This is a genomic window from Pseudoalteromonas sp. C8 (genome assembly GCF_011378685.1).
Lineage (GTDB): Bacteria > Pseudomonadota > Gammaproteobacteria > Enterobacterales > Alteromonadaceae > Pseudoalteromonas > Pseudoalteromonas arctica.
This window is the reverse complement of record NZ_WTKT01000027.1, coordinates 19549-44478: the sequence shown is the minus strand read 5'-3', so window position 1 is coordinate 44478 and position 24930 is coordinate 19549. Positions and strand designations below refer to the sequence as shown.

Genomic DNA, 24930 nt, shown 5'->3' with positions numbered 1-24930 from the left:
CCAGCTGAGCTAAGTCGGCACTGCTTTAGTACGGGGCGAGATATTAGAGTAAGGTTTATTGGGATGCAACAATAAAATTAAAAAAAGTGTAAATTTTTAGTTTAAATGCTCAATATTCACGCGAAAACACGTTTTTTGCACTTTTTTATACTGTTTCGGTTAATTCGTACCAATAATTCAATCCCTTCATTACGAGCAATGAATCAAAAATACTTCCTGCAAATTGCTGCTGCAATAGTGAGCCATAGCCACCAGCAAAAATAATTTGTGTTGCTTGTTCTGTTTTTTGAGCCGTTAAATTCAGCTTAGCTTGCTCAATTGCCCCGATGGTTGCCACTAAGGCACCGTTTTTTAAACCATTTGGCGTGTTTTTACCCAATTCATTAGTAAACGGTGTTTTACCGTCATCAAAAACACGTTGGGTGTTTTGTGTAAGCGATGAGGTCATTAAATCAAGCCCGGGTAAAATCCAGCCACCTAAATGTAGGCCTTCACTATTGAGCACATCAATTGTTGTCGCAGTACCCGCATCAACAACAATACATGCTGTGTTTGGATATAACGTAAAGCCTGCAATAAGCGCAAGCCACCTGTCTATGCCTAAGTTACCCACATGCTCGTAAGCACATACAAGATCTCCAAGCGTTTTGGTTACCTTGGCCTCAAAGCAAGTAATATTATTGCTAGCCGCTTGCGCGAGAATATCGTTTAGTAAATCACTGCGCCCTACGCACGCATAAATCACTTCGGTTATTTGCAACCAAGGTAGGTTATTTATATCTGCTGGTTGTGCTTGCTCGTTATGCCACAGCACAGCTTTTAGTGATGTATTTCCTACGTCGATCAGTAATCTCATACTTGCGCCTTTCTGAGGGAGACTTCACCACCGTAATAACTTTTTACTTCACCATCTTGGCGAATTCGTATTCCACCTTGTGGGTCAATACCTTCGCATATTCCACGCCAGCTTCGGTGCCCTGTATTTACCTCAACATAATCGCCAGCAAACGCATTAAGCGAATTCCATTGCTCATACATATCTTGTAAGCCAGTTTGACGATACTGCACTAAACGCTGCTCTAAATGATAAGTAAGTGACGCCACTAGCTGGTTTTTATCAAGCTTTTGAGTATGTTGATTTAAGTCGGTCCACGCTTGGTCTATATGTTGGCTAAAACTCTCAGGCATTTGTAAATTAATACCTATACCAATCACTAACTGACAAGGTCCTTGCGGTTGCCCATCTAATTCAACCAATACACCTGCAAGTTTTTGTTTATTTATATAAATATCGTTAGGCCATTTAAGCTCTACGTCAATTTGGTATAACGCTTTAATTACATCATAAACAGCAAGGCCTACCGCAATTGATACACCCATTGCAGCTTGAAGCCCGTCATCTAAACGCCAAAAGTAACTGTAATACAGATTAGCGCCAAATGGGGATTGCCAAACACGGCCGCGTCGGCCACGCCCTGCTTGCTGCATTTCAGCAACAATAACAGTGCCAGACTCAGGCGCTGTTTTAGCCTGTATACGGCGCATAAGCTCGCTGTTGGTCGAATCAATAATAGGGTGCACTTCTACATCGGCAGTATTAGCACCTAGCGCTTTGTAGTGCTGATCAATTTGCGTTTTATTTAAAAGGCTCACTTGGTTATTTAAGCAATAGCCTTTGCCAGTCACTTTAAAAATGTCCAAGCCCATTTCTTGTAACGTTTTGATATGTTTACTCACCGCAGCTCGGCTAATTCCTAGCTTTTCACCCAAGGCTTGGCCAGATACAAAGCCCCCTTGGTTGAGTGCATTTAAAATAGCGAGTTTGTTTCCATCAGGTGCTTTCATTGCTCAGGCTCCGCGTTAATATGGCATTCGCTGCGCGCATCTATTAAACGTACTTCGTGTTCTAGCATAATGCTGTAACGCGTATAAACAACTTGCTGAATGTGTTTAATCATTTTTATTAAGTCGATACCTTCACTATTTCCGTGATTAACAAGTACTAGTGCTTGTTGTTGATGCACTTCTATACCTGCCTCGCGGTGCCCTTTTAAACCACTTTGATCGATTAACCAACCTGCTGCGACCTTGTGATGACTTTGCCCATATTCGTAATGAGGTAAATCTGCAAATTCTTTTAATAGCTCAGCTAACTGCTGGTTGGTTATTATTGGGTTTTTAAAGAAGCTACCCGCATTGGCAAGTGTATATGGGTTAGGTAATTTGCTATTGCGAGTTTCTATTACTTGATCGAATACTGCTTGCGGAGTAATAATATCTAGCTGTTGCAAAGGGCCATAACTTAATACTGGTTGCCATTTTTTTGGGAGCGCTAAATGCACTTGCGTGATCACCGCTTTATTTTTGAGAGCATTTTTAAATATTGAGTCTCTGTAAGCAAATTCACATTGCTCGTTATTTAGTGAATGCATAGTTTTAGTGGTTATATCAAAGTACTCTACCAACTCAACAAATTTAGCTATCTCAACGCCATAAGCACCAATATTTTGTACCGGTGATGCGCCAACAGTGCCCGGTATAAGTGCTAGATTTTCAAGCCCGGGTATATTTTTCTCTAATAAATAACTGACTAGTTGATGCCAGTTTTCGCCTGCAGCAATACTTATTAGTGTGTCGCTCTCACGCTCGGTAATTTTAATACCTTTTGAGGCTATTTTTATAACCGTACCCATGTAGTCATTTAAAAATACGGTATTACTGCCCTCGCCTAGCAAACAAAACGGTGCACTAAAACTTTGCGTTTTAAGTTGCTCAAGCTGAGTAATTTCAACAAAATTTTGGCATTGGCTGTTTAATGCGAATGTATGTAAGGAGTGTAATGAATGCGCCACAAAGCTCTCTAAAAATACCGGTAACTAATCGCAATAGTTTACCTCATCGTCGCAAATGTGGCACTAGATTGTAAAAATCACTCAACCCACCGTGTCAATCGTGATATAAAACCAGCACTTTTTTATTTGTGTTCAGAGTAATGATGAAAATTAAACCTCTTTTTTTAAGCCTCGCTATGGCGGGTATGTGTTCGCAAGCAATGGCTAATGCGATTGACCAAAACTCGTATGCTAACCTTGATGATGTTGTTACTACTCACTTAAACCTTGATTTAGATGTCGACTTTGCCGACAAGCAGTTAGAAGGTTTTGTGGAGCATACTCTTCAGTGGAACAACAGCAAAAGTAGAACTCTCGTACTTGATACCCGCGACTTAGACATTGATAAAGTAATGTACAAAGACCAAAGTGGTAACTGGAAAAAAGCGACTTTTGATTTAGCTAAGCGAGATGACGTTAAAGGTTCAAAGCTTACTATTGTGTTTAAAAACCAAGCTGAAGTAGTTCGTATTTACTACAACAGTCGTCCAGAAGCATCTGGCCTGCAATGGTTAACACCAGAGCAAACGGCAAGTAAAACGCATCCATTTATGTACAGCCAATCGCAAGCAATTCATGCACGTAGTTGGATCCCAGTGCAAGATACACCCGCAATGCGTGTAACTTACTCTGCACGAATTCATACACCAAAAGATATACGTGCTGTAATGAGTGCCGACAACAAAGATGCGCTTTATAAAGATGGCGACTACATTTTTGATATGCCACAAGCAATTTCACCTTACCTAATTGCTATTGGCGCAGGTAACTTAGAATTTAAAGCAATGTCGCACCAAACTGGCATATTTGCTGAGCCTACAATTTTAGATGCCTCAGTTGCTGAATTTGACGACACCCAAGCCATGATCGATAAAACAAACGCTATGTACGGCGAATATGCATGGGGTCGCTACGACTTATTAATGCTACCGCCAAGTTTTCCGTTTGGTGGCATGGAAAATCCACGCTTATCGTTTATAACTCCAACGGTTGTTGCTGGTGATAAAAGCTTAGTTAACCTTATTGCCCATGAGCTTGCTCATTCTTGGTCAGGTAACTTAGTAACTAACGCAACGTGGGAAGATTTATGGTTAAACGAAGGTTTTACCTCGTACGTTGAAAACCGCATTATGGAAGAAGTATTTGGTCGTGACCGTGCGGTTATGGAACAAGCACTTGATTCAGCGTCTTTACGCGCACAAATTAAAACAATTGATGCACCAGATACACGCCTTAATTTAAAACTTAATGGCCGCGACCCAGACGATGCGTTTAGCTCAGTGCCTTACACTAAAGGTCAGTTATTTTTAATCTATCTAGAAAACAAATATGGCCGCGATAAGTTTGACCCGTTCGTAAAAGCGTACTTTAAAGAGTTTTCATTTAAATCACTTACTACCGCGCAATTTGTTACTTACTTAAAAGCTAACTTAATTGAGAAGTACCCTGGTGTTGTAAGTATGGACAAAGTAAACGAATGGATTTTTGAGCCTGGCTTACCAAGTGATGCGCCAAACCCTACTTCTGATGCATTTGATAAAGTAGATACTGCAACAGCAGCATGGTTGAAAGGCGACACAACAGCAGCTCAACTACCAACGACTGATTGGTCTGTGCATGAGTGGCTACACTTTTTAAATAACTTACCACGCGATTTAAGCATAGAGAAAATGAGCGAGCTTGATAGTGAATTTAACCTAACGCAATCAACTAACGCTGAACGTGCGTTTGCTTGGTTTATGCTAGCAGTAGGTAATGGTTATCAACCAATTTATCCTGCGCTTAATAAGCACTTATCAGGTATTGGCCGTCGTAAGTTAATTGTGCCGTTATATAAATCACTTATCACTAACGGTAAAAAAGACTGGGCACAAAGCGTGTACTTAAAAGCACGCCCTGGGTATCACCCTCTTGCGCAAGGTACTATTGACGCATTATTTGAATAAATAGCGTTAACTAGAAACTAAAAAGGGCCAAATTTGGCCCTTTTTGTTTTTCTGTTATTTTACTTTGTTACTTTTTCTAAAAAAGCTTTACGCTCTGCAGTTGTGGCTTGTTGCCACCAAAAATCAAGCATTTGCGGCGCACTTGGCATGCCTTTACCTGTAATTGGTGCTATCGGCTTTATTGGCTGACTAGGACGTGAAGGTCCTGCTGGCAATGTATTTTGCATTACCGGTTTATTGCTTGCTAGTTGCGTGTTAGAAATAACACTTAAAGGCTTAGCAACAGCGCTACTTTTTGCTTTTAAACTCACTTGAGGGGCTTCTGCAAACACTTTTGCAGATACTGCATTTTCAGCACGATTAAACACTAAGGTATAATCTTTACCTGCTTCAACAGTTACACTTACCCAAAATGGTTCCGACTCCACAACTTCATGCGTGTCGTAATCATCTTCATATAAATCGGTGTACTTTAGCCTAAGCTGATAAGTTCCGGGGGCAAACTCTACATCATCAATACGACTAAACAAAGAGCTTTCTAGCATTTTATCGCCCACTTGCAGTGGTACAAATTCTTCTGGAAAGTGAATATTCTCAGCATTAGCCGAAAAACTAAGTAGTAATGCAACTGCACTACTTATTAAAATTGGTTTAAGCATATTAACTCCTTTATTTGATTTCAGTTTGACACTGCTTTGAAAGTTTGTCATTAGTGAGCTTAAAATTCACAACACTTAATTAGGAACACACTATGAGCCAAGAAACTATTTTTACCAAAATCATTAATCGTGAAATTCCAGCAGATATTATTTACGAAGATGAAAACACTCTCGCATTTAAAGATATAAACCCACAAGCGCCATTTCATGTGTTAATTATCCCAAAAAAAGCAATTGCTACTATAAATGATATAAATCCTGAAAACTCACATTTAGTAGGCAACTTATACGTAGTTGCAGCTAAATTAGCTAAGCAACATAATTTTGCTGAGGACGGATACCGCGTAGTTATGAACTGTAACGAACATGGTGGGCAAACTGTTTATCACATACATTTACACATGCTTGGCGGTAAAGAAATGGGCTGGCCACCTTATCAAAATGTAAAAAAAGTAAAATAATTAAAAGTTTTCATTAAATTGTTCCACTCAATTAATTAGTTACAAATGTTATGATTTTTCATAGTTATAAAGAATAAATAGTTACTTATTTGCAACATTTTGTGTTTAAATAATCGTAATATCGTATTTGTTATTGAGTACATCAGCGATTTTCTAATACAAAAGGTGTGGAAGTCGTGGTAAACTTAGTCAGTCAGCTTTATAAAAGAGTATAAAAAACATGAGCAGTTCAGCCTTTTTGTTATTAGATCAAGAGCCAATTAACACTATTGGTATTAACGTTTTAGAACCTTTGTTAAAAACGCAAGGCCTTGACGTAACCACAGGTACTAATATTTTAGACATACCTGAAGGGACTCGACTTTTGTTTATTGAAACATCAAGCAAGGATGCATGGGGAAAACTAAAAGAACAACTAGTAAACCTACGTATTAAATGCGATATCATATTATTTAATTTAGACGAAAACCCTGAACTTGCTAATCGTGCATTGTTAAGCGGTATTCGTGGCGTATTTTACACAACAGATAACGCCGATGTATTAATGAAAGGTATTCGCTTACTACTTGAAGATCAACTTTGGTACCGTCGCGATATTATGTGTAATGCATTAAATCGTATGCTGCAATTTAATAAAGATGCGCTGCATAAACTAACCGAAGGCGATATTGAGCCTGTTAAACTTACTAAGCGAGAAAAAGCAATAATCTCACTAATGAGTAAAGGTTCGAAGAATAAAGAAATCGCAGAAGATTTAAGTATCAGTCCACACACAGTTAAAACACATTTATATAGCGCATTTAGAAAAACTAAATGTCGTAACCGTATTGAGCTCCTATCTTGGGCACAACAAAATATCCCTGATGAAATTCGTTAATCATATATTTAGTTTAAAATTAAAAACAGACACTTAGGTGTCTGTTTTTGTATGTGTTACACACTTATTTAATACCAATTTGCTTGCCTAAGTGATCTGTTTTGATAATTGGTATAAGTGTATACTTTTAATAACCTTAGTTTAAAACTACTTTGCTGGAATATTAATGCTCGACTCTTTCACTCTTTATTTTGCCAGCATTGCCATCATGGTCGTAATGACCTTACTTAACTTTTTAACATGGCGAACAAACAAACAAATATCGGGCACGCTGCTATACATTTTTTATCCCATATTGCTATTAGGCTCTGTTATTGGCTTTACTCTTGTTGGTGATACACATAATTTAGTAATTATTAGCGCTGCCAGTAGCATGATGTTTGCCGCATCAATAGTGCACTGCCTTTCACTTAGTCAGTTTTTAAATTATCGCGGTATTGGTTTTAAATTACTCTGCTCAGTGACCGCTTTTTGCACTGTAATGCTTGGCTATTACACCTTTTTTGACCCATCTTTACACGAAAGAGTGATTGCATCCGATATACAACACATAGCAGAAGCCTGTTTTTTACTGTTTATATTTATTAAGTGTGCACGCAAACCCTATCCTAATGGCAGTATTGTATACATAACCATTTTAACGCTTGTTGCTTTAAGCTTTATTGGCCGCTCGTTATTTATGGATAACATTGAACAAAAAAATCTTTTAGTAAACGGCTGGTTTAGCTCTTTGCTATTTTTAAATGGCGTGATTGCACCCATGTTTTATGCTGCAGGTATGGCGTTATTATGTAATGAGCGCAGAGAGCAGCACCTCAATAAATTAGCCGATAAAGCACAAAAAGATTTAGAAATACGCGGGCTCTTTTTATCAACTATAAGCCACGAAATTCGCACCCCGCTAAACGGTATTTTAGGCAGCGCCCAACTTGTTATGAACCAAACAAGTGATACCCGCAATAAAGCCTATTGCGAAGCGATTATAAATTCTGCCGAATCACTTAACTTATTGGTAGATAAGGTCCTTGATTACGCGAGCCTAGATCAAAGTGACGAAGCGCTTTACGAAGAAGATGTAGAGTTTAAAACATGGCTTAATAATTTATGTTTATTACTAAGCCCTCTCGCCGAGCAAAAGCAACTCAAGTTTGAACTAATATGTAATATTCCTGAGCAAGCCTGTTATTACTGCGACCAGCAAAAACTTAGGCAAATAATTATTAATTTAGTGGGTAATGCCATTAAGTTTACAGACCACGGAACCGTTAAAATTCAGGTTGATTTAGTATTAGAAAAACAACTTGAGCACACTATAAAAATTAGTGTCAAAGATTCAGGGCCAGGTATAGAAAATGATGAGATAGCCTACTTAACAGAACCTTATGTACAAAGTAGCGCAGGCAAAGAAAAAGGCGGAACCGGCCTTGGTTTAGCTATTACTAGCCGCCTGCTTGAAAAGCTCAGTAGCCGACTCGAAATAGCCAGCCAGCTTGGTACTGGTAGTGTATTTAGCTTTACCGTTACTTTTACTTTAGGTGAATTAAGCCTTGTAGAGCAGCGCCATCAAACTAAAGATTACTTAACAGGTCTTGATGTATTACTGGTTGAAGATTTAGATTTAAATCAAAAAATTGCTATAGAATTTATGGCCGACGATGAACACAAAATTAAGCTCGCAAAAGATGGGAAAAGTGCCATAGAGCTCATGCAAGCTCACCACTTCGATGTTGTTTTGCTTGATATGAACCTACCTGATTTAACAGGCCAAGAAGTACTTAAACGTCTAAAACGCATTGATCATAAAAATCAACGAACGCCAGTACTCGCATTTACTGCAAGCCTTAGCCCTGACGAAGTAAAAGAGTATTTAGAATTAGGAATAAAAGACATTGTAGGCAAGCCTATTAAGCATAAAAAGCTTCGCCAAGCACTTAGCGACTCTCAATCTAATCAAACTGCGAGTATTGCAGTAGAACTTATTGATACCTTGTATGACAAAACAGCGGCCGAAACACTCACCAGCTCATTTAGTGAAGATGAAGTATCGTCGATTTATAATGAGTTTGTGCTTTCGGCGCGTAACAAGCTAATTCGCTGTCAAAAGCTTATTGACCAACAACCAGAGCAATGCATTAAACTTTTACATCGCCAAGCAAGTACCGCTCTGCAATTAGGGTTTAACCGCTACGGCATTGAGCTTAAAAAAATAGAGCGCCGTTTACTCGATAAAAAGCCACATAACGACATGCTTGATGAAGCGCTAGATCTGTGGCAACGCAGCTTAGAGCAATATTTAAAGTTTGTGCGTGGGCAGTTAGAGTAATAGTGAATTAGCTTTAAAATAGCTAATTATTAGCCTCTTCCATATTTATCATCAAATCGCTCTATATCGCTTTCATCAAGTACAGCACCGGTTTGCACTTCAATGACAATTAACGGCTCTTTTTGATTATTAGCCAAGCTATGAATTTGTTTTGCGGCGATATAACACGATTGGTCGTGCGTTAGCGTATACGCTTGCTCATTAATACACACATCTGCAATACCCGAAACCACAACCCAATGTTCAGCACGATGCTGATGGCGCTGCGTCGAAAGCTTAGCACCGCTGTTAACAGTAATTTTTTTAACTTTAAAGCCAGTGCCTTCAACCAAAGTACGGTAATTCCCCCATGGGCGAAAAACCACTTGATGATGGTTAAGTTTATCAGCCTGTGTTGTAGCAATTTGCTTAAGCAACAAAGGCAAAGAATCTAGCTCATTTTGGTTTGCAATTAACGTGGCATCATGAGTATGAATAATTGCTAAACTGCTTACTCCAAGCGTGGCAATAGTGTGTTCAGCCTCGTTAATAACTAAGTTATTAGTGCTTTTTTGAGCCATATAATTAGCATTTAAGCTATTACCGTTTTCATCTTTTTTTGTAAGCGCATCAAGGGATGAAAAGCTACCTACATCACTCCATTTTAAATCAACAGGCATAACAACTACGTTATTACTGCGCTCTAAAATGGCGTAATCAATTGAATCGCTTGGGCAGTGTTCAAGCGCACTGTTGCTTGGGCGGGTAAACCCTAAATCTTTGGTAAATTGCGCCGCTGCAGCGACACTTGTTGCTATTTTTGGCGCAAACCGCTCGAGCTCTTTTAAATAAGCCGCAGGGGTAAATAAAAACATCCCGCTATTCCAACTATAACCACCTTGGGTTAAATAACGATTCGCTGTATCTAAGTCAGGCTTTTCTTTAAATTGTGCAACATCGTAACAACCCGTTCCAGCAATAGCCGCGCCTTGTTTTATATAACCATAGCCAGTATGCGCCTTTGTAGGAGTAATAGAAAATGTCACTAGTTTTCCTTGCTCAGCAAGTTTTACAGCTTCAGGGAGCTTAGCCGTTAATACATCAAAGTTTTTAATATGATGATCGGCAGGCATCACTAGTAGCGGACCAGTAACACCATTTTGTAGTGCGTAATGCGCCGCTAATGCGATGGCAGGCGCGGTATTTTTACCGTTAGGCTCAAGTAATAATGCACTAGGGGCTAAGCTTGCAACTTGCTCGGCGGCAATAAATCGGTGCTGTTCGTTACACACTAAAATAGCATTATCGAACAACCCATCAGAAACACGCGCCAATGTACTTTGCAGTAATGACGTGTTCCCATTAAGCAGTGGTAAAAATTGTTTAGGCATTGCTTGGCGAGAGAGCGGCCACAAGCGAGAGCCTATGCCACCTGCTAAAATTACAGGAGTGATTAAAGTGTTCATAATGTACATTAGCCGCCAACAAAAATATCAGCGACTATTTTAACACTTTATTGGCTCTGCGCTAAATTAACGTGTTTATATTAATGTAAAAGAGTCTGCATCTAAATAGGCAGGAAACGCTGCTTTAAACTCATCCAGTGGCGCTTTTTCAAGCGTGATAGTAACTAGTTGCTCTGCGTCATCTTGCGTTTTAGTTAACGCATCACCTTTGAAGTCGTATACTGCGGTACCGCCATTGTGCGCCACACCATTACCGTCTTCCCCCACGCGATTAACACCTACTACGTAACATAGGTTTTCCATTGCACGCGCCATAAGTAACGTATCCCAAATATGGCGGCGCACAGCTGGCCAATTTGCTACGTTTATCATTACATCGTAGTCGTTATTATTACGTTGAAATACCGGAAAGCGGAGGTCGTAACATACCTGCGGTAATAGTTTAAAACCGTTAATTTCAAAAACTTTGCGCGCCTGCCCTGCTACAACGTAATCGCCCTCACTGCCTAAGCGAAATAAATGACGTTTGTCGTAATAGCTCACCTCACCATCGGGCTTTACCCAATAAAACCGATTGGCTTTTTTATTGCCTTGTGCAACCAGTACCGAACCGGCAATAACCGCATTATGTTTATGAGCCTGTGCCTTTAACCAAGTAAGCACTTTACCGTTTTCGGGCTCTGCACAATCTAAATTAATAGCAAAGCCAGTCGAAAATGTCTCTGGTAATAAAACTAAATCGGGCTGATTAGTCATTGCCTCAAGCTGCTTATTAAACATGGCTAAATTAGCGTCTTTATCAAGCCAATGAAGCGAACTTTGCAATGCTGTAATAGTTAAAGTTGACATAATATTTGCGCTGCCTCTATCAGAGTGTTGTCGTTTTTAGCAAAGCATAAACGAATTACTTTATCGGTTGGTGGCTTTTGATAAAACACACTTAACGGAATAGCCGCAACACCTGCTTGCTCTACTAACCAATGGCAAAATTCAACATCGTTTAAATCCGATACATCGCCGTAATCTAACAATAAAAAGTAAGTGCCTTGGCTAGGTAAAATTTTAAAACGGCTGTTACTTAAATGACTCGCTAATAAATCACGCTTTTGCTGATAAAACCTACTTAGCTCATCTATATGCTCGCCTTGCTGCTCTAGCATATCGCCAAGCGCATGTTGTGCGGGGGTAAAGCTTGAAAACGTAACGTACTGATGTACTTTCCTAAATTCTATAGCTAAATCGGCAGGTGCAATACAGTAACCCATTTTCCAGCCCGTACAGTGGAACGTTTTACCAAAACTCGATATAACAAAGCTTTTGCTAAATAACTCATCATCGCGTAATACGCTTAAATGCGGTTGCTGATCAAACGTAATGTGCTCATATACCTCATCGCTTATTACATACAAATTGTGAGTACCAACTAACTCTTTAAGCGCTTTTATATCTTGTGGCTGTAATATTTTACCGCTTGGGTTATGAGGCGTATTAATAATAATGGCACGGGTATTTTTAGTAATTGCTTGGCTTACTACTTGCCAATCAATAGTGTAATTTAGCGCACTTAAAGCAATGTGTACCGACTTTCCACCAGCAAGTTCAATTGCCGGCTGGTAGGAGTCATATGCAGGGTCAAATACAATTACTTCATCATTAGGGCGCACGATTGTTTGAATAGCCACAAACAATGCCTCTGTTGCACCCGAGGTAACAGTAATTTGATCAGCCGCGTTTATATCAGCTGCATATTTACGCTTTGCTAAATTAGCTATTTGTTGCTGTAATCGTGGTACACCACTTGAAGGTGAATATTGATTGACGCCCTGCTGAACATAATAATTTAGCTGCGTTTTTAAAAGTTCAGGAGCATCAAACTCAGGAAAGCCTTGAGAGAGATTAATTGCCGAAAACTCATTAGCCAACCCGCTCATTTGGCTAAATATACTAACGCCTAAATTTGGTAATTTACTTTCAAACACGTGAAGCCCTTAATGATGGTTTTGCGCTTAAAGCGATGCTATCATTGCTTAAAACAGAAGTATAGCCGTCTAAAAACAATTAACTTTACGCTCATTAGTGAGGAATGTATGCAAAACAATACCGCTATTTCACAACTTATTGAAGCCGGAAAATGGGTTAGCCAAAAAGGCTGGGTACCCGCAACAGGCGGAAACTTTTCAGCTCGTACTAGCACTGGCTTTGTTGTTACGGCAAGTGGGCACGATAAAGGCTCACTGACGCAAGCGCATTTTTTGCAATTAGACCACCAAGGCGAGCGCCTAAGTGGAGCTGTAAAACCATCGGCAGAAACACAATTACACCTAAGTTTGTATCAGCTTATACCTTATGCACAGTGTGTTTTACATACTCATTCTGTAGCCGCCACCGTACTGTCGCAAATTACCCAAAGTCATCAGCTTGATTTAACAGGCTATGAAATGCAAAAAGCACTGAGCGGCTTTACTTCGCATTTAGAAACGCTGAGCATTCCTATTTTCGATAACGATCAAGATATTGACCGATTAAGCCTGCTGGTCAGTGACCATCATTTACATACACCTATAGAACATGGCGTACTTATACGTGGTCATGGTTTATATGCAGTAGGACGCAATATTGATGAAGTTCGTCGCCACCTAGAAGCCTTAGAGTTTTTATTTAGCTGCGAGCTAGAGCGCTTAAAAATAATAGGTATTCAAGCGGGAGTGACTAAATGATTAAAGCCATTTTAACCGATATTGAAGGCACAATAACCCGCATCTCGTTTGTTAAAGAGGTATTGTTTCCTTACGCGGCAAAACAGTTACCGACCTTTGTACGCGCCAATGCTAACAAGCCCGATGTAGCCGAGCAAATCAGTGCCGTAAAAGCGCTTATAGAAAAGCCAAACGCCGATATAGAAGAAGTCATTAGCACCTTACTTACCTGGATTGACGAAGATAAAAAAATCACTCCACTTAAGCAGTTACAAGGCTTAATTTGGCAAACAGGGTATGAACACGGCGATTTTAAAGGTCATTTATACCCAGATGCATTTGATTTTTTACAAGCACAGCACAATAACGATACTGCTTTGTATGTGTACTCGTCAGGGTCGGTAAAAGCGCAGCAGCTACTTTTTAAATACAGTGATTATGGCGACATTCGCAGCTTATTTACTGATTTTTTTGACACCAAAGTTGGCGCAAAACAAGAGCAAACAGCCTATAACACTATTGTTGATCTGTTACCGTTTAAAGCAGCAGAAATACTCTTTTTAAGTGATGTAGCCGGCGAGCTTGATGCCGCGCAAGCTGCGGGCATAAAAACATTACATTTAATTCGTGATGGGCAAGCAAACACCAAAACACATCCTTATATTAATGACTTTAGCCAATTTAAATTGGAGCAATTAGTATGAGCCAATTAACAGTGTATGCCGACAACAATGCAAACAAAGCACTTGTAAGCACATCAAATGCTGATGATATTGCAAAGCAACTAGCTAAAGTAAACGTACGTTTTGAACAGTGGCAAGCAAATGCAGATATTAATGAGCACACCACCCATGAGCAAATTATTAGTGCGTACAAAAACGATATAGATCGGTTAAAAACTGAAAATGGCTATCAAACAGTAGACGTTATATCTCTAGCTAAAGGTAATCCTGCCTCATCAGAGCTGCGCAAAAAGTTTTTATTTGAACATACTCATAGTGAAGACGAAGTACGTTTTTTTGTAAAAGGCCAAGGGCTATTTTGCCTACATTTAGACAATAAGGTTTATCAGGTACTTTGCCAACAAGGCGATTTAATTTCAGTGCCTGAACTTACCCCGCATTGGTTTGATATGGGAAGCGATCCTGAGTTTACTGCCATTCGCTTATTTAACAATACAGAGGGCTGGGTAGCAAAAAGTACTGACTCGTCTATTGCAGAGCAATTTCCGCTATTATCGTAAGTTAGTCATTCAAAACCTTGGTCCACACTAATAAACATAACGTGGACCAAAAATATCGCGAAGTTACTTAAGCTTTATAAGTTCGCCATTTTCAACCTGACTCTGGTTATAAACACCGGTGTCTAACACCCATCCAGTGACCAGCTTTGCCGGCGTTATATCAAATGCAGGGTTATATACATTAGCATTGGTGGGCGCCCATAAAGCCTCGCCAAAGCTACCGCTAACCCCGCGCACTTCTTGAGGATTACGTTGCTCTATTTCTATATCATCACCACAAGCGGTGTTGGTATCAAGCGTGGTAATAGGCGCGACCACATAAAATGGAATGTTATGAAAATATGCAAGTACGGCTAAATTATAAGTGCCCACTTTATTGGCAAAATCACCATTGGCAGCAATACGATCAGCCCCTACCACTATTTTATCTACTTTACCTGCAGCCATTAAACTTGCCGCCATATTATCGCAAATTAGAGTGTAAGGTATTTTCCAGCGCTCAAGCTCAAAGGCAGTTAAGCGACCGCCTTGTAATAATGGTCGTGTTTCATCAACCCACACATGTACGTTGCCATGTTTTTGCTGCGCTTTATAGATAACACCTAGTGCAGTACCAATACCAGCGGTTGCAAGCGCCCCTGTATTACAATGGGTTAATATGTTGTCGCCACTATTTATAAGTTCGGCGCCACGGCTTGCCATTCGCTCACACAGCTCAATATCTTCAATAAACAACCGCTCGGCTGTGGTAACAATACCGGCAACATAATCGCTTTGCGTTAAAGCTTTACGCAATGCCGCCATACAATGCATTAAATTAACCGCCGTTGGGCGAGTGGCTTCTAGCTCATTGATTGCTTTTTCAAGCTCACCTTTAACTACCCCTTGCTCAGCTAAATACGCCACTAACAAGCTCGCGCTTAAACCAATAAGTGGAGCTCCACGTACTTTTAAACTAATGATCAGCTCTTTCATGGTTTCTACATCATGGCATTGATGCCATACCTGCTGGTGAGGTAGTAAATATTGGTCGAGCACACTAAGCGACCCGTTTTCATATTTTAAACTGCTTGCGATTAAATTTTGCATAATGCTTAAGGTATTAAAAATGCGTAACGTTATTTTACACCACTTTGAATAACTCTCAAGTTGGACTTATAGACATCTAAACATTTAAAGGTATAGAATGCTTAAAAGCTGATTTTTGAGATTTAAACCATGACTAACTATGTTGCTTTTAATGCACAGCGCGCTATCGATTATGTATCGACATTAATTGAATCTAAACAATGTAATTTTTTTGCTCCCGGACAAGCCTTATCGGCATATGAGTTTGGTGATGGCAATCTTAATTTAGTATTTAGAATTACTGATGAGCAAAACAATAGTGTTATTTTAAAGCAAGCTCTGCCTTATGCGCGTTGCGTGGGTGAGTCGTGGCCATTAACGCTTGATAGAGCTCGTATAGAAGCACAAGTTTTGCTTAATCATGGCGCTATTTGCCCAACTTATACTGCTAGGGTTTTACATTATAGTGAAATGCAAGCACTGACTATTTTAGAAGATTTAGGTAATTTACAAATACTGCGAACTGCACAAAATAATGCTGAGCAATTTCCTAAATTAGCGCAGCACGTAGCGACCTACTTAAGCCATACTGGTTTTTATAATTCAGATTTTTATTTAACCGCACAAACTAAAAAAGCGCTCGTTAGCCAATTTACTAACCCTGAGCTTTGCCAAATCACTGAAGACTTATTTTTTAGCGATCCGTACATTGAGCACGAACGCAATAACTACCCAAAGCAACTACAAAGCGAAGTTGATGCAATACACAAAAACAGCGCATTAAAGTTAGAAATAGCAAAACTAAAAGCTAATTTTTTATCTAACCCGCAAACATTACTTCATGGTGATATGCATAGCGGCAGTATTTTTGTTGATTGTAATAATACAAAGATGATCGATCCTGAGTTTGGTTTTTTTGGTCCTATTGGATTCGATATTGGCTCTTTTATTGGCAATTTACTTTTAAATTACTGCGCACAATACGGGCATATTGAAGATTTTGTGGCTCGTCGTAATTACCAAACCCACTTATTAAGCACCCTTGTTGAATGCTATACCTTATTTGAACAGCATTGGCTTACGCTTATAAATGAGCACACTACTGATAATTCGCTAAAGGTTACAGGCTACAGTGAATACTTTATAAAAGGGGTTCTACAAGACGCCATTGGTTACTGTGGTGCTGAGTTAATTAGGCGCACCATAGGGCTTGCACATGTAACCGATATAGATAGTATTGGTGATGATAAGGCGCGTCTTATAGTGCAAAAACAAACATTAGCACTAGGCGAGCAACTTATTTTGAATGCCCAAACATGCAACAACAAAGAAGCATTTTTTAGTTTATTAATAAGCCAATTAAATTAAAAAACATTAAAAAAGGCGCTATTAGCGCCTTTTTTAGTTAGTTAAAAACTTACTTATAGTTTTCGTAAATTTTATCGAGCGGCTCTGATAAACCACTTTCTTGCACTATACGTACATGTTCACGTTTTAATTCGCGTGCACTAGTCACACCACAAGAATGGGCTATTAGCCCAGCTCCGTAATGAATGTATTTATTATAGTTAGCTACTCGTTGCGCTTTATCAGCTACATTTAAGCCGCGTTGCAAACGCTCGTTATGCGTAGTGATACCCGTCGGACAGGTATCTTTATTACATTGCATTGCCTGAATACAGCCCAGTGCAAACATATGCCCTCGAGCCGATACAACAAAATCAGCACCGAGCGCTAACGCCCAAGCCACCTTTGAAGGAACAATTAATTTACCTGAGGCGATTATTTTAATACGATCTCGCAGCCCATGTTTTTCAAGCATATTAACTACAAGCGGTAAACTTTCACGAAGTGGTAAACCCACTGAATCCATAAGCGGTTGTGGTGCTGCGCCCGTACCACCATCAGCACTATCTATGGTAATAAAGTCAGGTGCAGACTCTATACCACGGTGGTTTATTTCAGCGAACAACGTTTCTAACCATCCGTAAGCACCAATTACCGCTTTAAAGCCTGTAGGCTTACCTGTCGCGTTACGTACAGTGGCAATCATATCGAGAATATCGGCTGGGTTTTTAATTTCAGGATGACCATTGGGGCTAATAGAATCTTGTCCTTCTGGTATGCCCCTAATTTTAGCTATTTCGGCGTTAACTTTGCGCCCTGGTAACATACCGCCTTTACCTGGTTTTGCACCTTGGCTCATTTTAAGTTCAAACATTTTTACTTGTTCGTGAGCCGCTATTTCTTTTAGCTTTTCGGTACTTAAACTTCCATGCTCGTCTCGTGCACCATATTTAGCTGTACCAATCTGAAACACTAAATCGGCACCACCTTCTAAATGATAAGGACTTAATCCCCCTTCACCGGTGTTCATCCAACAACCCGCTAGTTTTGCCCCTTTTGATAAGGCTCGTACAGCTGGCTTTGAAAGCGCACCAAAACTCATACCAGATACATTGAATAACGAGTTGGTCGTGTAAGGTGTTTTACAGTATGGACCCAAAGTAACATTACTCGGGTCGAGCGCTTCTTCGTCTAAAGTAGGAAATGCACAGTTCATAAACATAACCGTACCTGTTACTTCTAAGCTTTGCGTGGAGCCAAATGCAGCCGTACGGTCAACATCTTTTGCTGCACGATAAACCCAACTACGCTCAGCGCGGTTAAACGGCATTTCTTCTCTATCTTGAGCAAAAAAGTACTGTCTAAAAAACTCACCTTGGCGTTCAAAAAAATATCGAAAGCGACCAATAACAGGGTAATTACGTCTAATTGCATGCTTGGTTTGTGTTACATCTCGAATATAAAAAACGACAACGATTAAAACCAATAACCCTAAAACAACAATAAACATACTTGCAAATACATCAATACTAAACATTATAAAATTACTCACCCAAGGCCCCTTGATGACTGTTTTTAAAATAAAAAAGTGCTATACCACCAAAATGACATAACACTTTTATTTGTTCAAGGCTTTAACTGCCTTATATCTAATTCTGTTGTTTAGCTAACTCTGCTTTTATATATAAACGCACTTGCGTTTCAAGTACCGATAAAGGCACTGAACCATGGCGTAATATTTGATGATGAAATTCACGAATATCAAAGCTTTTTCCTAGCGCTTGCTCTGCTTCAATGCGTAGACGCTTAATAGTAAGCTCACCTATTTTGTACGAAAGCGCCTGTGCAGGCCATGTAATATAACGATCGGTTTCGGTTTTAACGTTATGCAACGAAAGCGCTGTATTTTCGCTCATAAAGTTCATGGCACGCTCGCGACTCCAGCCATACATATGCATACCTGTATCAACAACTAAACGCGCTGCTCGCCACATTTCATACGTTAAACGACCAAAACGGCTATATGGGTCTTGATAAAAGCCTGCCTCTAAACCTAAATACTCAGAGTAAAGCCCCCAACCTTCGCCAAATGCCGAGAGGTAAGCATCACGGCGATAGCTCGGCAGATTTTCAAGCTCTGCATTAAGTGATATTTGTAAATGATGGCCAGGCACGGCTTCGTGCAGTGTTAATGCTTCTAAAACATACAAAGGGCGCTTATCTAAAGCGTAAGTATTTACCCAATAATACCCTGCTTCATCATCTCGATTAGAGCCTGAATATCGACCGGTTGTGTATTTAGGTGCAATACTAGCCGGTACAGGTGCTACACCATAAGGTTTGCGCGGTAAGGTATGAAATAATTTAGGCAGTTGTGCATCCATTTTTTTAGCAATATAAGATGCTTCTTTTAAAAGTTGCTCTGGTGTTGTGGCGTAAAATTGTGGATCAGTGCGTAAAAAGTGGATAAATTCGGCAAACGTGCCTTTAAAACCTACCTCTGCTATTACGTTTTCCATTTCACTACGAATTCGCTCAACTTCTTTTAAGCCAAGTTCGTGAATCTCTTTAGGTGTCATATCGGTAGTGGTGTAGTACTTAGCTCTATTTTTATAAAACGCTTCGCCATTAGGTGTATCTGATATACCAATACTTGTACGTGCACCAGGTCGATATTGCTGCGTAAAAAACGCTAAATAATCTTTATAAGATTTTATAACCTCTTCTTTTATAATATTTTTAGCTTTTTGTTGTAGTGCTTTAAATTCACTTTCACTTAAACCAGCTGTGTTAGTTAAAAATGGTTTATAAAATTCAGACGTAGTTACATCGTCAACAATGTAAGCATTAATTGAATCTTCATAACCTTCCAACACAGCTCTAGGTTGAGTAAGCCCAGTTTCAAGTCCTTTTTTCATCCAATACATGTTTTGCTCAAAAAAGCGTGGAACTTGCGCCAATCGTGCAAGATACACTTGGTAATCTTCCGGGTTTTTATATTTAGAGCTATTTATTATGTACGACAAACCAGAATGAAACCCATATTCAGAGGTGAGCGGCATATAGTGCGCATTAAATACATATTCATCGACACTGTTTTGTACTTGAGCTCGAATAATATCGAAGTTAATTTGATTTTCATCGCTTAGCTTTTCAATATGAATAGTGTCTAATTCAGCAAGTAATCGCGTTTTATTTTTATATTCTTGCGCTAAAAATTCAGGGGATAAATTTGGCAATAAATAACCTTCAACACCACCTACACTATCGTAAGGGTTAATGCTTTCTCTATAATCAACAATACTTTGCGCTACTTTAGTAAATTGTTGATCTGAATTTTGCATGGTCATTTGGCATGCACTTAATGAGCACAAAACCGTGATACCAAATAAAGATTGGCGAAGTGGCTTAATTAAAAAATGATTCATTATAATGTAACTTAGCAGTGTTATTAATTTCATAAAGCTATCGTAGGGTAAATAAATAGCAAGTAAATGAGACCAACCTCATAGTAATAATCCCTACTTATACCAAGTGTATTAATACGTTACATACATTAAATGAAGTAAAAACCAGCCTAATTGATGAGAAAAACAGCGATTAAGCTGCTAAAGCAAAATTTAAGTTCCCTAACTATCGTTTTTGCTTTTAAATAGCTCGGATAATGATTACTGTATAAAAAAATAATAAAAAGCTCGGACGCATAACCGCCTCATGGAATGAGATATTTTAAAATTTGCACTTATGCGTACTTAGTTGGTATTTAAAATGATGTTCCATGATTCCATGGCTATTGCACAAGAAAAAATGACCAAAGTGTGTGTTTTTTTAGAGCGCTATACGCTCCCACCTACGCCGCTGAATTATCAAGTTATTTATGCTTATACCAGTCAAACTAATCTCAAGCTAAATAAAGCTTTAGACCGTGCTATCGCTGTTGAAGACAATATAGATAGCGTTTTAATTGAACAACTACATTCTGAGTTTTTAAATACTGGCCACAAAGCGCAAGTCAACATGATTCAAAATGTTGATGGTGTTATAAACTCACTTTCTCAAAATTCTCAAGCTACTGAAAAGCAAATAATTCGCTTTGCGGGTCAAGTGAGCGAATGCGTACATTCGCTAGATGAGAACAACATAGAACAAAGCCGTCAAGCGCTTGAAGTTCTTCATAATCAAACCGCCGAATTACTCAACCAACATAAGCAATTTAAGCAAGAACTAAGCAAAGCCAAACAACTACACGAAAAAACACAAAAGCAGCTAACTCAACTTCGTAAACAGCATATTATTGATAGCCAAACAGGGCTTTATAAGCGCCATTATTTAACGCAACAAACCCAAGTGTGGACTAATCAACAAAAATCTATTTGCGCAATAGCGATTCAAATAGACAACCTTGATCACTTTACTAAAAATTATGGTGATATTATTGGTGAAGTCATTTTGAGTAAAGTCGCTAAGCAAGTGCAAAAATATGTTTTTCAAAGTGGCTTACCTGGTCGCACAGCAAAAGATCAATTTACTGTTCTCCTCGCCGACATAGACCCAGATACAGCTAATGTTATTGCCGAAAAAGTACGAAATGGGGTCGAAAAGCTACGCTTTGTTAGTTCAAAAACAGGTATCAAGCTACCAAGTATTGGCTTATCACTAGGAATTGCTCAGCATCAACAAGAAGATGATTTTAATCAGTTAGCAAAAAAAGCATCTCATGCGGCTTTTAAAGCACGTTCATTAGGTCAAAGTAGTTACACTGCAGGGCAATAAATTACCTGATAAATCATATTCAAATTGCACCTACTGTGTACAATAAAGTACACTAACCTCTATTGTCACGATAGAGATTAATCATGAACGAAACCGAACAAAAGACCACGCATTTTGGTTATAAAACAGTAGCCGAGAACGATAAAGCTTCTATGGTTGCTGATGTATTTCACTCAGTAGCTGCAAAATACGATGTAATGAATGATTTAATGTCTTTTGGGGTGCATCGTTTATGGAAACGTCAAACTATTGCAAGCTCAGGTGTTCGTAAAGGCCATCATGTACTCGATTTAGCCGGCGGCACTGGCGACTTAACGGCAAAGTTTAGCCAATTAGTGGGCGAAACGGGTCAAGTTGTTTTGGGTGATATAAACTCATCTATGCTTAAAGTTGGTCGTGAAAAACTGCATAATCTTGGATTAGTGGGCAATATCGACTACGTACAAATGAATGCAGAAATGCTACCGTTCCCAGATAATAGCTTTGATGTGATCACTATTGCCTTTGGCTTACGTAACGTTACCGATAAAGACAAAGCATTACGCTCTATGTACCGCATTTTAAAGCCAGGTGGTCGTTTACTTGTTTTAGAGTTTTCAAAACCAGAACATGACGTACTTAGTAAAGCTTACGATTTTTACTCATTTAATTTATTGCCTACAATGGGTAAGCTAGTTGCTAACGACAGTGAATCGTATAAGTATTTAGCTGAATCTATTCGTATGCATCCAGATCAAGACACGCTAAAAGCGATGATGGAAGATGCAGGCTTTGAGCAAACAACATACCAAAACCTCACAGGCGGAATTGTTGCGCTGCACCGTGGTTTTAAATATTAAGGCTAGCAGTTATGGCGCTTGAGAAAATAACAAAAAATAATAATGATGCAATGCCATCTGAATTTTTTATGTTACCTAATTTTGTACTTTCGCTTATTGAGCGTGTACTAAATCAAGCACTTAGCCTTGACCCACAATTATCTCAAAAGCTAAGCGCCGTTAAACATCAGCGCTTAGTGGTTGAAGTAAGAGATTGGCAACAAAGCATCCAACTTGTTTATAGCGCTGAGCAATTACACTTATACAGTGCTCAAAATAATGAAAACGCAGATTGTATGATCAGCGCAGACATAGACACGCTTTTAGCGCTTAAAAACCCAGCTATGCTTACCCAGTTAATTCGCCAAAATAAGCTCGACTTACAAGGCGATTTAAATATTGCGCAAACTTATAGCAATGCGTTTTCAGGCATTGATATTGATTGGCCTGAACAGCTCTCTAGATACATTGGCGATACCCCCGCTCAGCAGTTATATCTGCACTTAAAAAAACTAAAACAAAAGAGCAGCAAAACCAACACTAAAATAAGTACAATGCTTACAAGTTTATGCCAAGATGAGCTCGCAATTACTATTCACCCATTAGAGCTTGAGCAATTTAAACAAAAAAATAGAGAACTCAAAGGCCAAGTCGCTGCTGTTGAGCAGCGTATAAATACCTTGTTAAACTCTTTTTCACCTTCAAACACCCGCTAAGGATTTTTTGTGTCGACTGCACGTTTGTATAACATCACCAAAACATTACTTAGCTATGGGTTAGACGAGCTAATTCCAAAACATAAGATCCCTTGGTTTGGTAAAGTAGCTCGTGGCAGTTTGTTTTGGCTGCGTAATCAGCACAAAGAAAAACCTGCAGGGCTACGCTTACGTTTGGCACTACAAGAGCTTGGTCCTGTTTGGATTAAGTTTGGCCAAATGCTCTCAACTCGTCGTGACTTACTCCCTCATGATATCGCTTTAGAGCTTGCGTTTTTACAAGATCAAGTTCAGCCATTTGAAGGCACACTTGCACAAAAAATCATAGAAAAAGCGCTAGAAATTAACGACATAAGTGAATTATTTAGTGAGTTTTCACAAACTCCACTGGCCTCAGCATCTATAGCGCAAGTACATACAGCAAAGCTTATTGATGAGCAAAGCATTGAGCAAGATGTAGTAATTAAGGTTATTAGACCCAATATTTACGAGCAAATTAATGCCGACTTAGCGTTAATGGAAAAGCTCGCTAAGGTACTTGCAAAAGTCCATAACGAATCAAAACGTCTACGCCCCGTTGAAGTGGTTAAAGAATACAAAAAAACACTCCTAGACGAGCTCGATTTAATGCGAGAAGGTGCCAATGGCATTCAACTAAAACGCAATTTTGAAGGCTCTGATTCATTATATATACCTGCAGTTTACAGTGATTACAGCCGTAGCAATGTGCTGGTAATGGAGCGTATTTACGGTATACCAGTGTCTGATACGGATGCATTGCTGGCGCAAAACACTAATATGAAATTACTTGCTGAGCGCGGCGTAGAAGTGTTTTTTACGCAGGTGTTTAGAGACAGCTTTTTTCATGCCGACATGCACCCTGGTAATATATTCGTCTCTCGCGAGCATCCTGAAAATCCAATGTATATCGGTATTGATTGCGGTATAGTTGGTACGTTAAGCAAAGAAGATAAACGCTATTTAGCTGAAAACTTTATCGCCTTTTTTAATCGTGATTATCGCCTAGTTGCACAGCTACACGTTGATTCAGGTTGGGTACCACCAGATACTAGCATTGAAGAATTTGAATTTGCAATTCGCACAGTTTGTGAGCCTATATTTAATAAACCTTTGGCTGAAATTTCATTTGGTCACGTGCTCGTAAATCTATTTAATACTGCACGTCGTTTTAACATGCAGGTACAACCGCAATTAGTATTGCTACAAAAAACCTTATTATACGTTGAAGGATTAGGGCGTCAGCTTTACCCGCAACTCGACTTATGGAAAACAGCCAAACCCTTTTTAGAAGATTGGGTGAAGCAGCAAGTTGGACCGCTATCAGTACTGAAGCAAATGTATGCTAACTTGCCATTTTGGGCTGAAAAAATGCCTGAACTACCTGATCTAATTTACCAAAATTTAAAGCGTGCACCACACGCTCATCAACCTCAAGAACAAAAGGTATCTCATAAACCTTTAATATTGAGTTTATTTGGTAGTGCTACAATGATTATGGCAACACTTTGTTATTTACAGCACGATTTAGTAGCTGCAAGCATTGCAATAGCCTTATCCGCTATTAGCTTTATTGCAGCATGGCGCAACGCATAAACTGAGTGCTATTTGCGCTATTGGGCGTATAATTAGTATTTAAAATATACATT

Annotated in this window: 22 protein-coding genes; 12 read left to right on the top strand and 10 right to left on the bottom strand. The window is 39.2% G+C overall.

Features of this window, described 5'->3' with window-relative positions:
* Positions 1 to 145: 145 nt before the first annotated feature.
* From GQR39_RS18910 to murB, 3 genes are read right to left on the bottom strand one after another with little or no spacing between them, the layout of a single operon-like run.
* A complete protein-coding gene (locus tag GQR39_RS18910) occupies positions 146 to 856 on the bottom strand; it encodes a type III pantothenate kinase (RefSeq protein WP_165723033.1) in 711 nt (236 codons plus the stop codon).
* Entirely contained in the window at positions 853 to 1845 is a 993-nt protein-coding gene (gene birA, locus GQR39_RS18905) for a bifunctional biotin--[acetyl-CoA-carboxylase] ligase/biotin operon repressor BirA (RefSeq protein WP_165736350.1), read from the bottom strand. Before birA ends, GQR39_RS18910 begins: the two co-directional genes overlap by 4 nt.
* Complete coding sequence (gene murB / locus GQR39_RS18900; RefSeq protein WP_165736349.1) at positions 1842 to 2852, bottom strand: UDP-N-acetylmuramate dehydrogenase; 1011 nt, start codon at positions 2850 to 2852, stop codon at positions 1842 to 1844. Before murB ends, birA begins: the two co-directional genes overlap by 4 nt.
* Before the next feature lie 143 nt (positions 2853 to 2995).
* Here murB and GQR39_RS18895 point away from each other — a divergent pair, with 143 nt between their 5' ends.
* A complete protein-coding gene (locus tag GQR39_RS18895) occupies positions 2996 to 4837 on the top strand; it encodes a M1 family metallopeptidase (protein ID WP_121955041.1) in 1842 nt (613 codons plus the stop codon).
* 59 nt (positions 4838 to 4896) lie between these two features.
* Here the strand turns inward: GQR39_RS18895 and GQR39_RS18890 are convergent, their stop codons facing one another.
* A complete protein-coding gene (locus GQR39_RS18890) occupies positions 4897 to 5496 on the bottom strand; it encodes a DUF2057 domain-containing protein (RefSeq protein WP_165736348.1) in 600 nt (199 codons plus the stop codon).
* A gap of 92 nt (positions 5497 to 5588) precedes the next feature.
* On the opposite strand from GQR39_RS18890, the gene GQR39_RS18885 reads away from it, so the two are divergent.
* From GQR39_RS18885 to GQR39_RS18875, 3 genes are all read left to right on the top strand, one after another.
* Positions 5589 to 5957 carry a histidine triad nucleotide-binding protein gene (locus GQR39_RS18885; RefSeq protein ID WP_007579887.1) on the top strand — a complete coding sequence of 123 codons (369 nt, stop codon included), beginning with the start codon at positions 5589 to 5591 and terminating at the stop codon, positions 5955 to 5957.
* A 220-nt stretch (positions 5958 to 6177) separates the two neighbouring features.
* The gene (locus GQR39_RS18880; RefSeq protein ID WP_004334929.1) at positions 6178 to 6834 is read left to right on the top strand and encodes a response regulator transcription factor; all 657 of its coding nucleotides are present in this window, start codon (positions 6178 to 6180) and stop codon (positions 6832 to 6834) included.
* Positions 6835 to 7000: 166 nt separating this feature from the next.
* Entirely contained in the window at positions 7001 to 9157 is a 2157-nt protein-coding gene (locus GQR39_RS18875; RefSeq protein ID WP_165736347.1) for a response regulator, read from the top strand.
* Between the two features lie 29 nt (positions 9158 to 9186).
* Here GQR39_RS18875 and GQR39_RS18870 read toward each other — a convergent pair whose 3' ends face one another.
* The 3 genes from GQR39_RS18870 to GQR39_RS18860 all read right to left on the bottom strand — a co-directional run bounded on the left by GQR39_RS18870 (position 9187) and on the right by GQR39_RS18860 (position 12581).
* Positions 9187 to 10602, bottom strand: a complete 1416-nt coding sequence (locus tag GQR39_RS18870; protein ID WP_165736346.1) for a mannose-1-phosphate guanylyltransferase/mannose-6-phosphate isomerase — start codon at positions 10600 to 10602, stop codon at positions 9187 to 9189.
* 75 nt (positions 10603 to 10677) lie between these two features.
* Positions 10678 to 11451 (bottom strand): amidohydrolase, encoded by a 774-nt coding sequence (locus tag GQR39_RS18865; RefSeq protein WP_165736345.1) that lies wholly within the window; start codon positions 11449 to 11451, stop codon positions 10678 to 10680.
* On the bottom strand, positions 11439 to 12581 hold the full coding sequence (locus GQR39_RS18860; RefSeq protein WP_165736344.1) for a methionine aminotransferase: 1143 nt from the start codon (positions 12579 to 12581) through the stop codon (positions 11439 to 11441). Before GQR39_RS18860 ends, GQR39_RS18865 begins: the two co-directional genes overlap by 13 nt.
* 108 nt (positions 12582 to 12689) lie before the next feature.
* Between GQR39_RS18860 and GQR39_RS18855 the strand changes: the two genes are divergently transcribed.
* The 3 genes from GQR39_RS18855 to GQR39_RS18845 are packed head-to-tail and all read left to right on the top strand — an operon-like array spanning position 12690 to position 14541.
* A complete protein-coding gene (locus tag GQR39_RS18855) occupies positions 12690 to 13319 on the top strand; it encodes a methylthioribulose 1-phosphate dehydratase (protein ID WP_165736343.1) in 630 nt (209 codons plus the stop codon).
* Positions 13316 to 14002, top strand: a complete 687-nt coding sequence (gene mtnC / locus GQR39_RS18850) for an acireductone synthase (RefSeq protein WP_165736342.1) — start codon at positions 13316 to 13318, stop codon at positions 14000 to 14002. The genes GQR39_RS18855 and mtnC overlap by 4 nt, the downstream gene beginning before the upstream one ends.
* Positions 13999 to 14541, top strand: coding sequence for an acireductone dioxygenase (locus GQR39_RS18845; RefSeq protein ID WP_165736341.1), 543 nt, complete (start codon positions 13999 to 14001; stop codon positions 14539 to 14541). Before mtnC ends, GQR39_RS18845 begins: the two co-directional genes overlap by 4 nt.
* Positions 14542 to 14604: 63 nt before the next feature.
* On the opposite strand, the gene mtnA is transcribed toward GQR39_RS18845, so the two are convergent.
* The gene (mtnA, locus tag GQR39_RS18840; protein WP_165736340.1) at positions 14605 to 15630 is read right to left on the bottom strand and encodes an S-methyl-5-thioribose-1-phosphate isomerase; all 1026 of its coding nucleotides are present in this window, start codon (positions 15628 to 15630) and stop codon (positions 14605 to 14607) included.
* Between the two features lie 129 nt (positions 15631 to 15759).
* Here mtnA and mtnK point away from each other — a divergent pair, with 129 nt between their 5' ends.
* Positions 15760 to 16977 carry an S-methyl-5-thioribose kinase gene (gene mtnK, locus GQR39_RS18835; RefSeq protein WP_165736339.1) on the top strand — a complete coding sequence of 406 codons (1218 nt, stop codon included), beginning with the start codon at positions 15760 to 15762 and terminating at the stop codon, positions 16975 to 16977.
* Between the two features lie 49 nt (positions 16978 to 17026).
* On the opposite strand, the gene GQR39_RS18830 is transcribed toward mtnK, so the two are convergent.
* Entirely contained in the window at positions 17027 to 18493 is a 1467-nt protein-coding gene (locus GQR39_RS18830) for an FMN-binding glutamate synthase family protein (RefSeq protein WP_198551148.1), read from the bottom strand.
* Positions 18494 to 18605: 112 nt separating this feature from the next.
* Positions 18606 to 20384, bottom strand: a complete 1779-nt coding sequence (locus GQR39_RS18825) for a DUF885 domain-containing protein (RefSeq protein WP_165736338.1) — start codon at positions 20382 to 20384, stop codon at positions 18606 to 18608.
* 358 nt (positions 20385 to 20742) lie between these two features.
* Between GQR39_RS18825 and GQR39_RS18820 the strand changes: the two genes are divergently transcribed.
* From GQR39_RS18820 to ubiB, 4 genes are all read left to right on the top strand, one after another.
* Entirely contained in the window at positions 20743 to 21729 is a 987-nt protein-coding gene (locus GQR39_RS18820) for a GGDEF domain-containing protein (protein WP_007579862.1), read from the top strand.
* Positions 21730 to 21812: 83 nt separating this feature from the next.
* Positions 21813 to 22568 (top strand): bifunctional demethylmenaquinone methyltransferase/2-methoxy-6-polyprenyl-1,4-benzoquinol methylase UbiE, encoded by a 756-nt coding sequence (ubiE, locus tag GQR39_RS18815; RefSeq protein ID WP_024589468.1) that lies wholly within the window; start codon positions 21813 to 21815, stop codon positions 22566 to 22568.
* A gap of 11 nt (positions 22569 to 22579) precedes the next feature.
* A complete protein-coding gene (locus GQR39_RS18810) occupies positions 22580 to 23263 on the top strand; it encodes an SCP2 sterol-binding domain-containing protein (protein ID WP_165736337.1) in 684 nt (227 codons plus the stop codon).
* A 9-nt stretch (positions 23264 to 23272) separates the two neighbouring features.
* The gene (gene ubiB, locus GQR39_RS18805; RefSeq protein WP_165736336.1) at positions 23273 to 24877 is read left to right on the top strand and encodes a ubiquinone biosynthesis regulatory protein kinase UbiB; all 1605 of its coding nucleotides are present in this window, start codon (positions 23273 to 23275) and stop codon (positions 24875 to 24877) included.
* Positions 24878 to 24930: the final 53 nt, after the last annotated feature.

Coding starts and splice junctions, on each gene's coding strand:
- mtnK (WP_165736339.1), top strand. CDS start 15,760: ATGACTAACTATGTTGCTTTTAATGCACAGCGCGCTATCGATTATGTA.
- GQR39_RS18810 (WP_165736337.1), top strand. CDS start 22,580: ATGGCGCTTGAGAAAATAACAAAAAATAATAATGATGCAATGCCATCT.
- mtnC (WP_165736342.1), top strand. CDS start 13,316: ATGATTAAAGCCATTTTAACCGATATTGAAGGCACAATAACCCGCATC.
- GQR39_RS18865 (WP_165736345.1), bottom strand. CDS start 11,451: ATGTCAACTTTAACTATTACAGCATTGCAAAGTTCGCTTCATTGGCTT.
- GQR39_RS18890 (WP_165736348.1), bottom strand. CDS start 5,496: ATGCTTAAACCAATTTTAATAAGTAGTGCAGTTGCATTACTACTTAGT.
- GQR39_RS18880 (WP_004334929.1), top strand. CDS start 6,178: ATGAGCAGTTCAGCCTTTTTGTTATTAGATCAAGAGCCAATTAACACT.
- GQR39_RS18910 (WP_165723033.1), bottom strand. CDS start 856: ATGAGATTACTGATCGACGTAGGAAATACATCACTAAAAGCTGTGCTG.
- GQR39_RS18830 (WP_198551148.1), bottom strand. CDS start 18,493: ATGTTTAGTATTGATGTATTTGCAAGTATGTTTATTGTTGTTTTAGGG.
- GQR39_RS18855 (WP_165736343.1), top strand. CDS start 12,690: ATGCAAAACAATACCGCTATTTCACAACTTATTGAAGCCGGAAAATGG.
- ubiE (WP_024589468.1), top strand. CDS start 21,813: ATGAACGAAACCGAACAAAAGACCACGCATTTTGGTTATAAAACAGTA.
- GQR39_RS18845 (WP_165736341.1), top strand. CDS start 13,999: ATGAGCCAATTAACAGTGTATGCCGACAACAATGCAAACAAAGCACTT.
- GQR39_RS18820 (WP_007579862.1), top strand. CDS start 20,743: ATGGCTATTGCACAAGAAAAAATGACCAAAGTGTGTGTTTTTTTAGAG.
- GQR39_RS18885 (WP_007579887.1), top strand. CDS start 5,589: ATGAGCCAAGAAACTATTTTTACCAAAATCATTAATCGTGAAATTCCA.
- GQR39_RS18895 (WP_121955041.1), top strand. CDS start 2,996: ATGAAAATTAAACCTCTTTTTTTAAGCCTCGCTATGGCGGGTATGTGT.
- GQR39_RS18825 (WP_165736338.1), bottom strand. CDS start 20,384: ATGAATCATTTTTTAATTAAGCCACTTCGCCAATCTTTATTTGGTATC.
- birA (WP_165736350.1), bottom strand. CDS start 1,845: ATGAAAGCACCTGATGGAAACAAACTCGCTATTTTAAATGCACTCAAC.
- GQR39_RS18870 (WP_165736346.1), bottom strand. CDS start 10,602: ATGAACACTTTAATCACTCCTGTAATTTTAGCAGGTGGCATAGGCTCT.
- GQR39_RS18875 (WP_165736347.1), top strand. CDS start 7,001: ATGCTCGACTCTTTCACTCTTTATTTTGCCAGCATTGCCATCATGGTC.
- mtnA (WP_165736340.1), bottom strand. CDS start 15,630: ATGCAAAATTTAATCGCAAGCAGTTTAAAATATGAAAACGGGTCGCTT.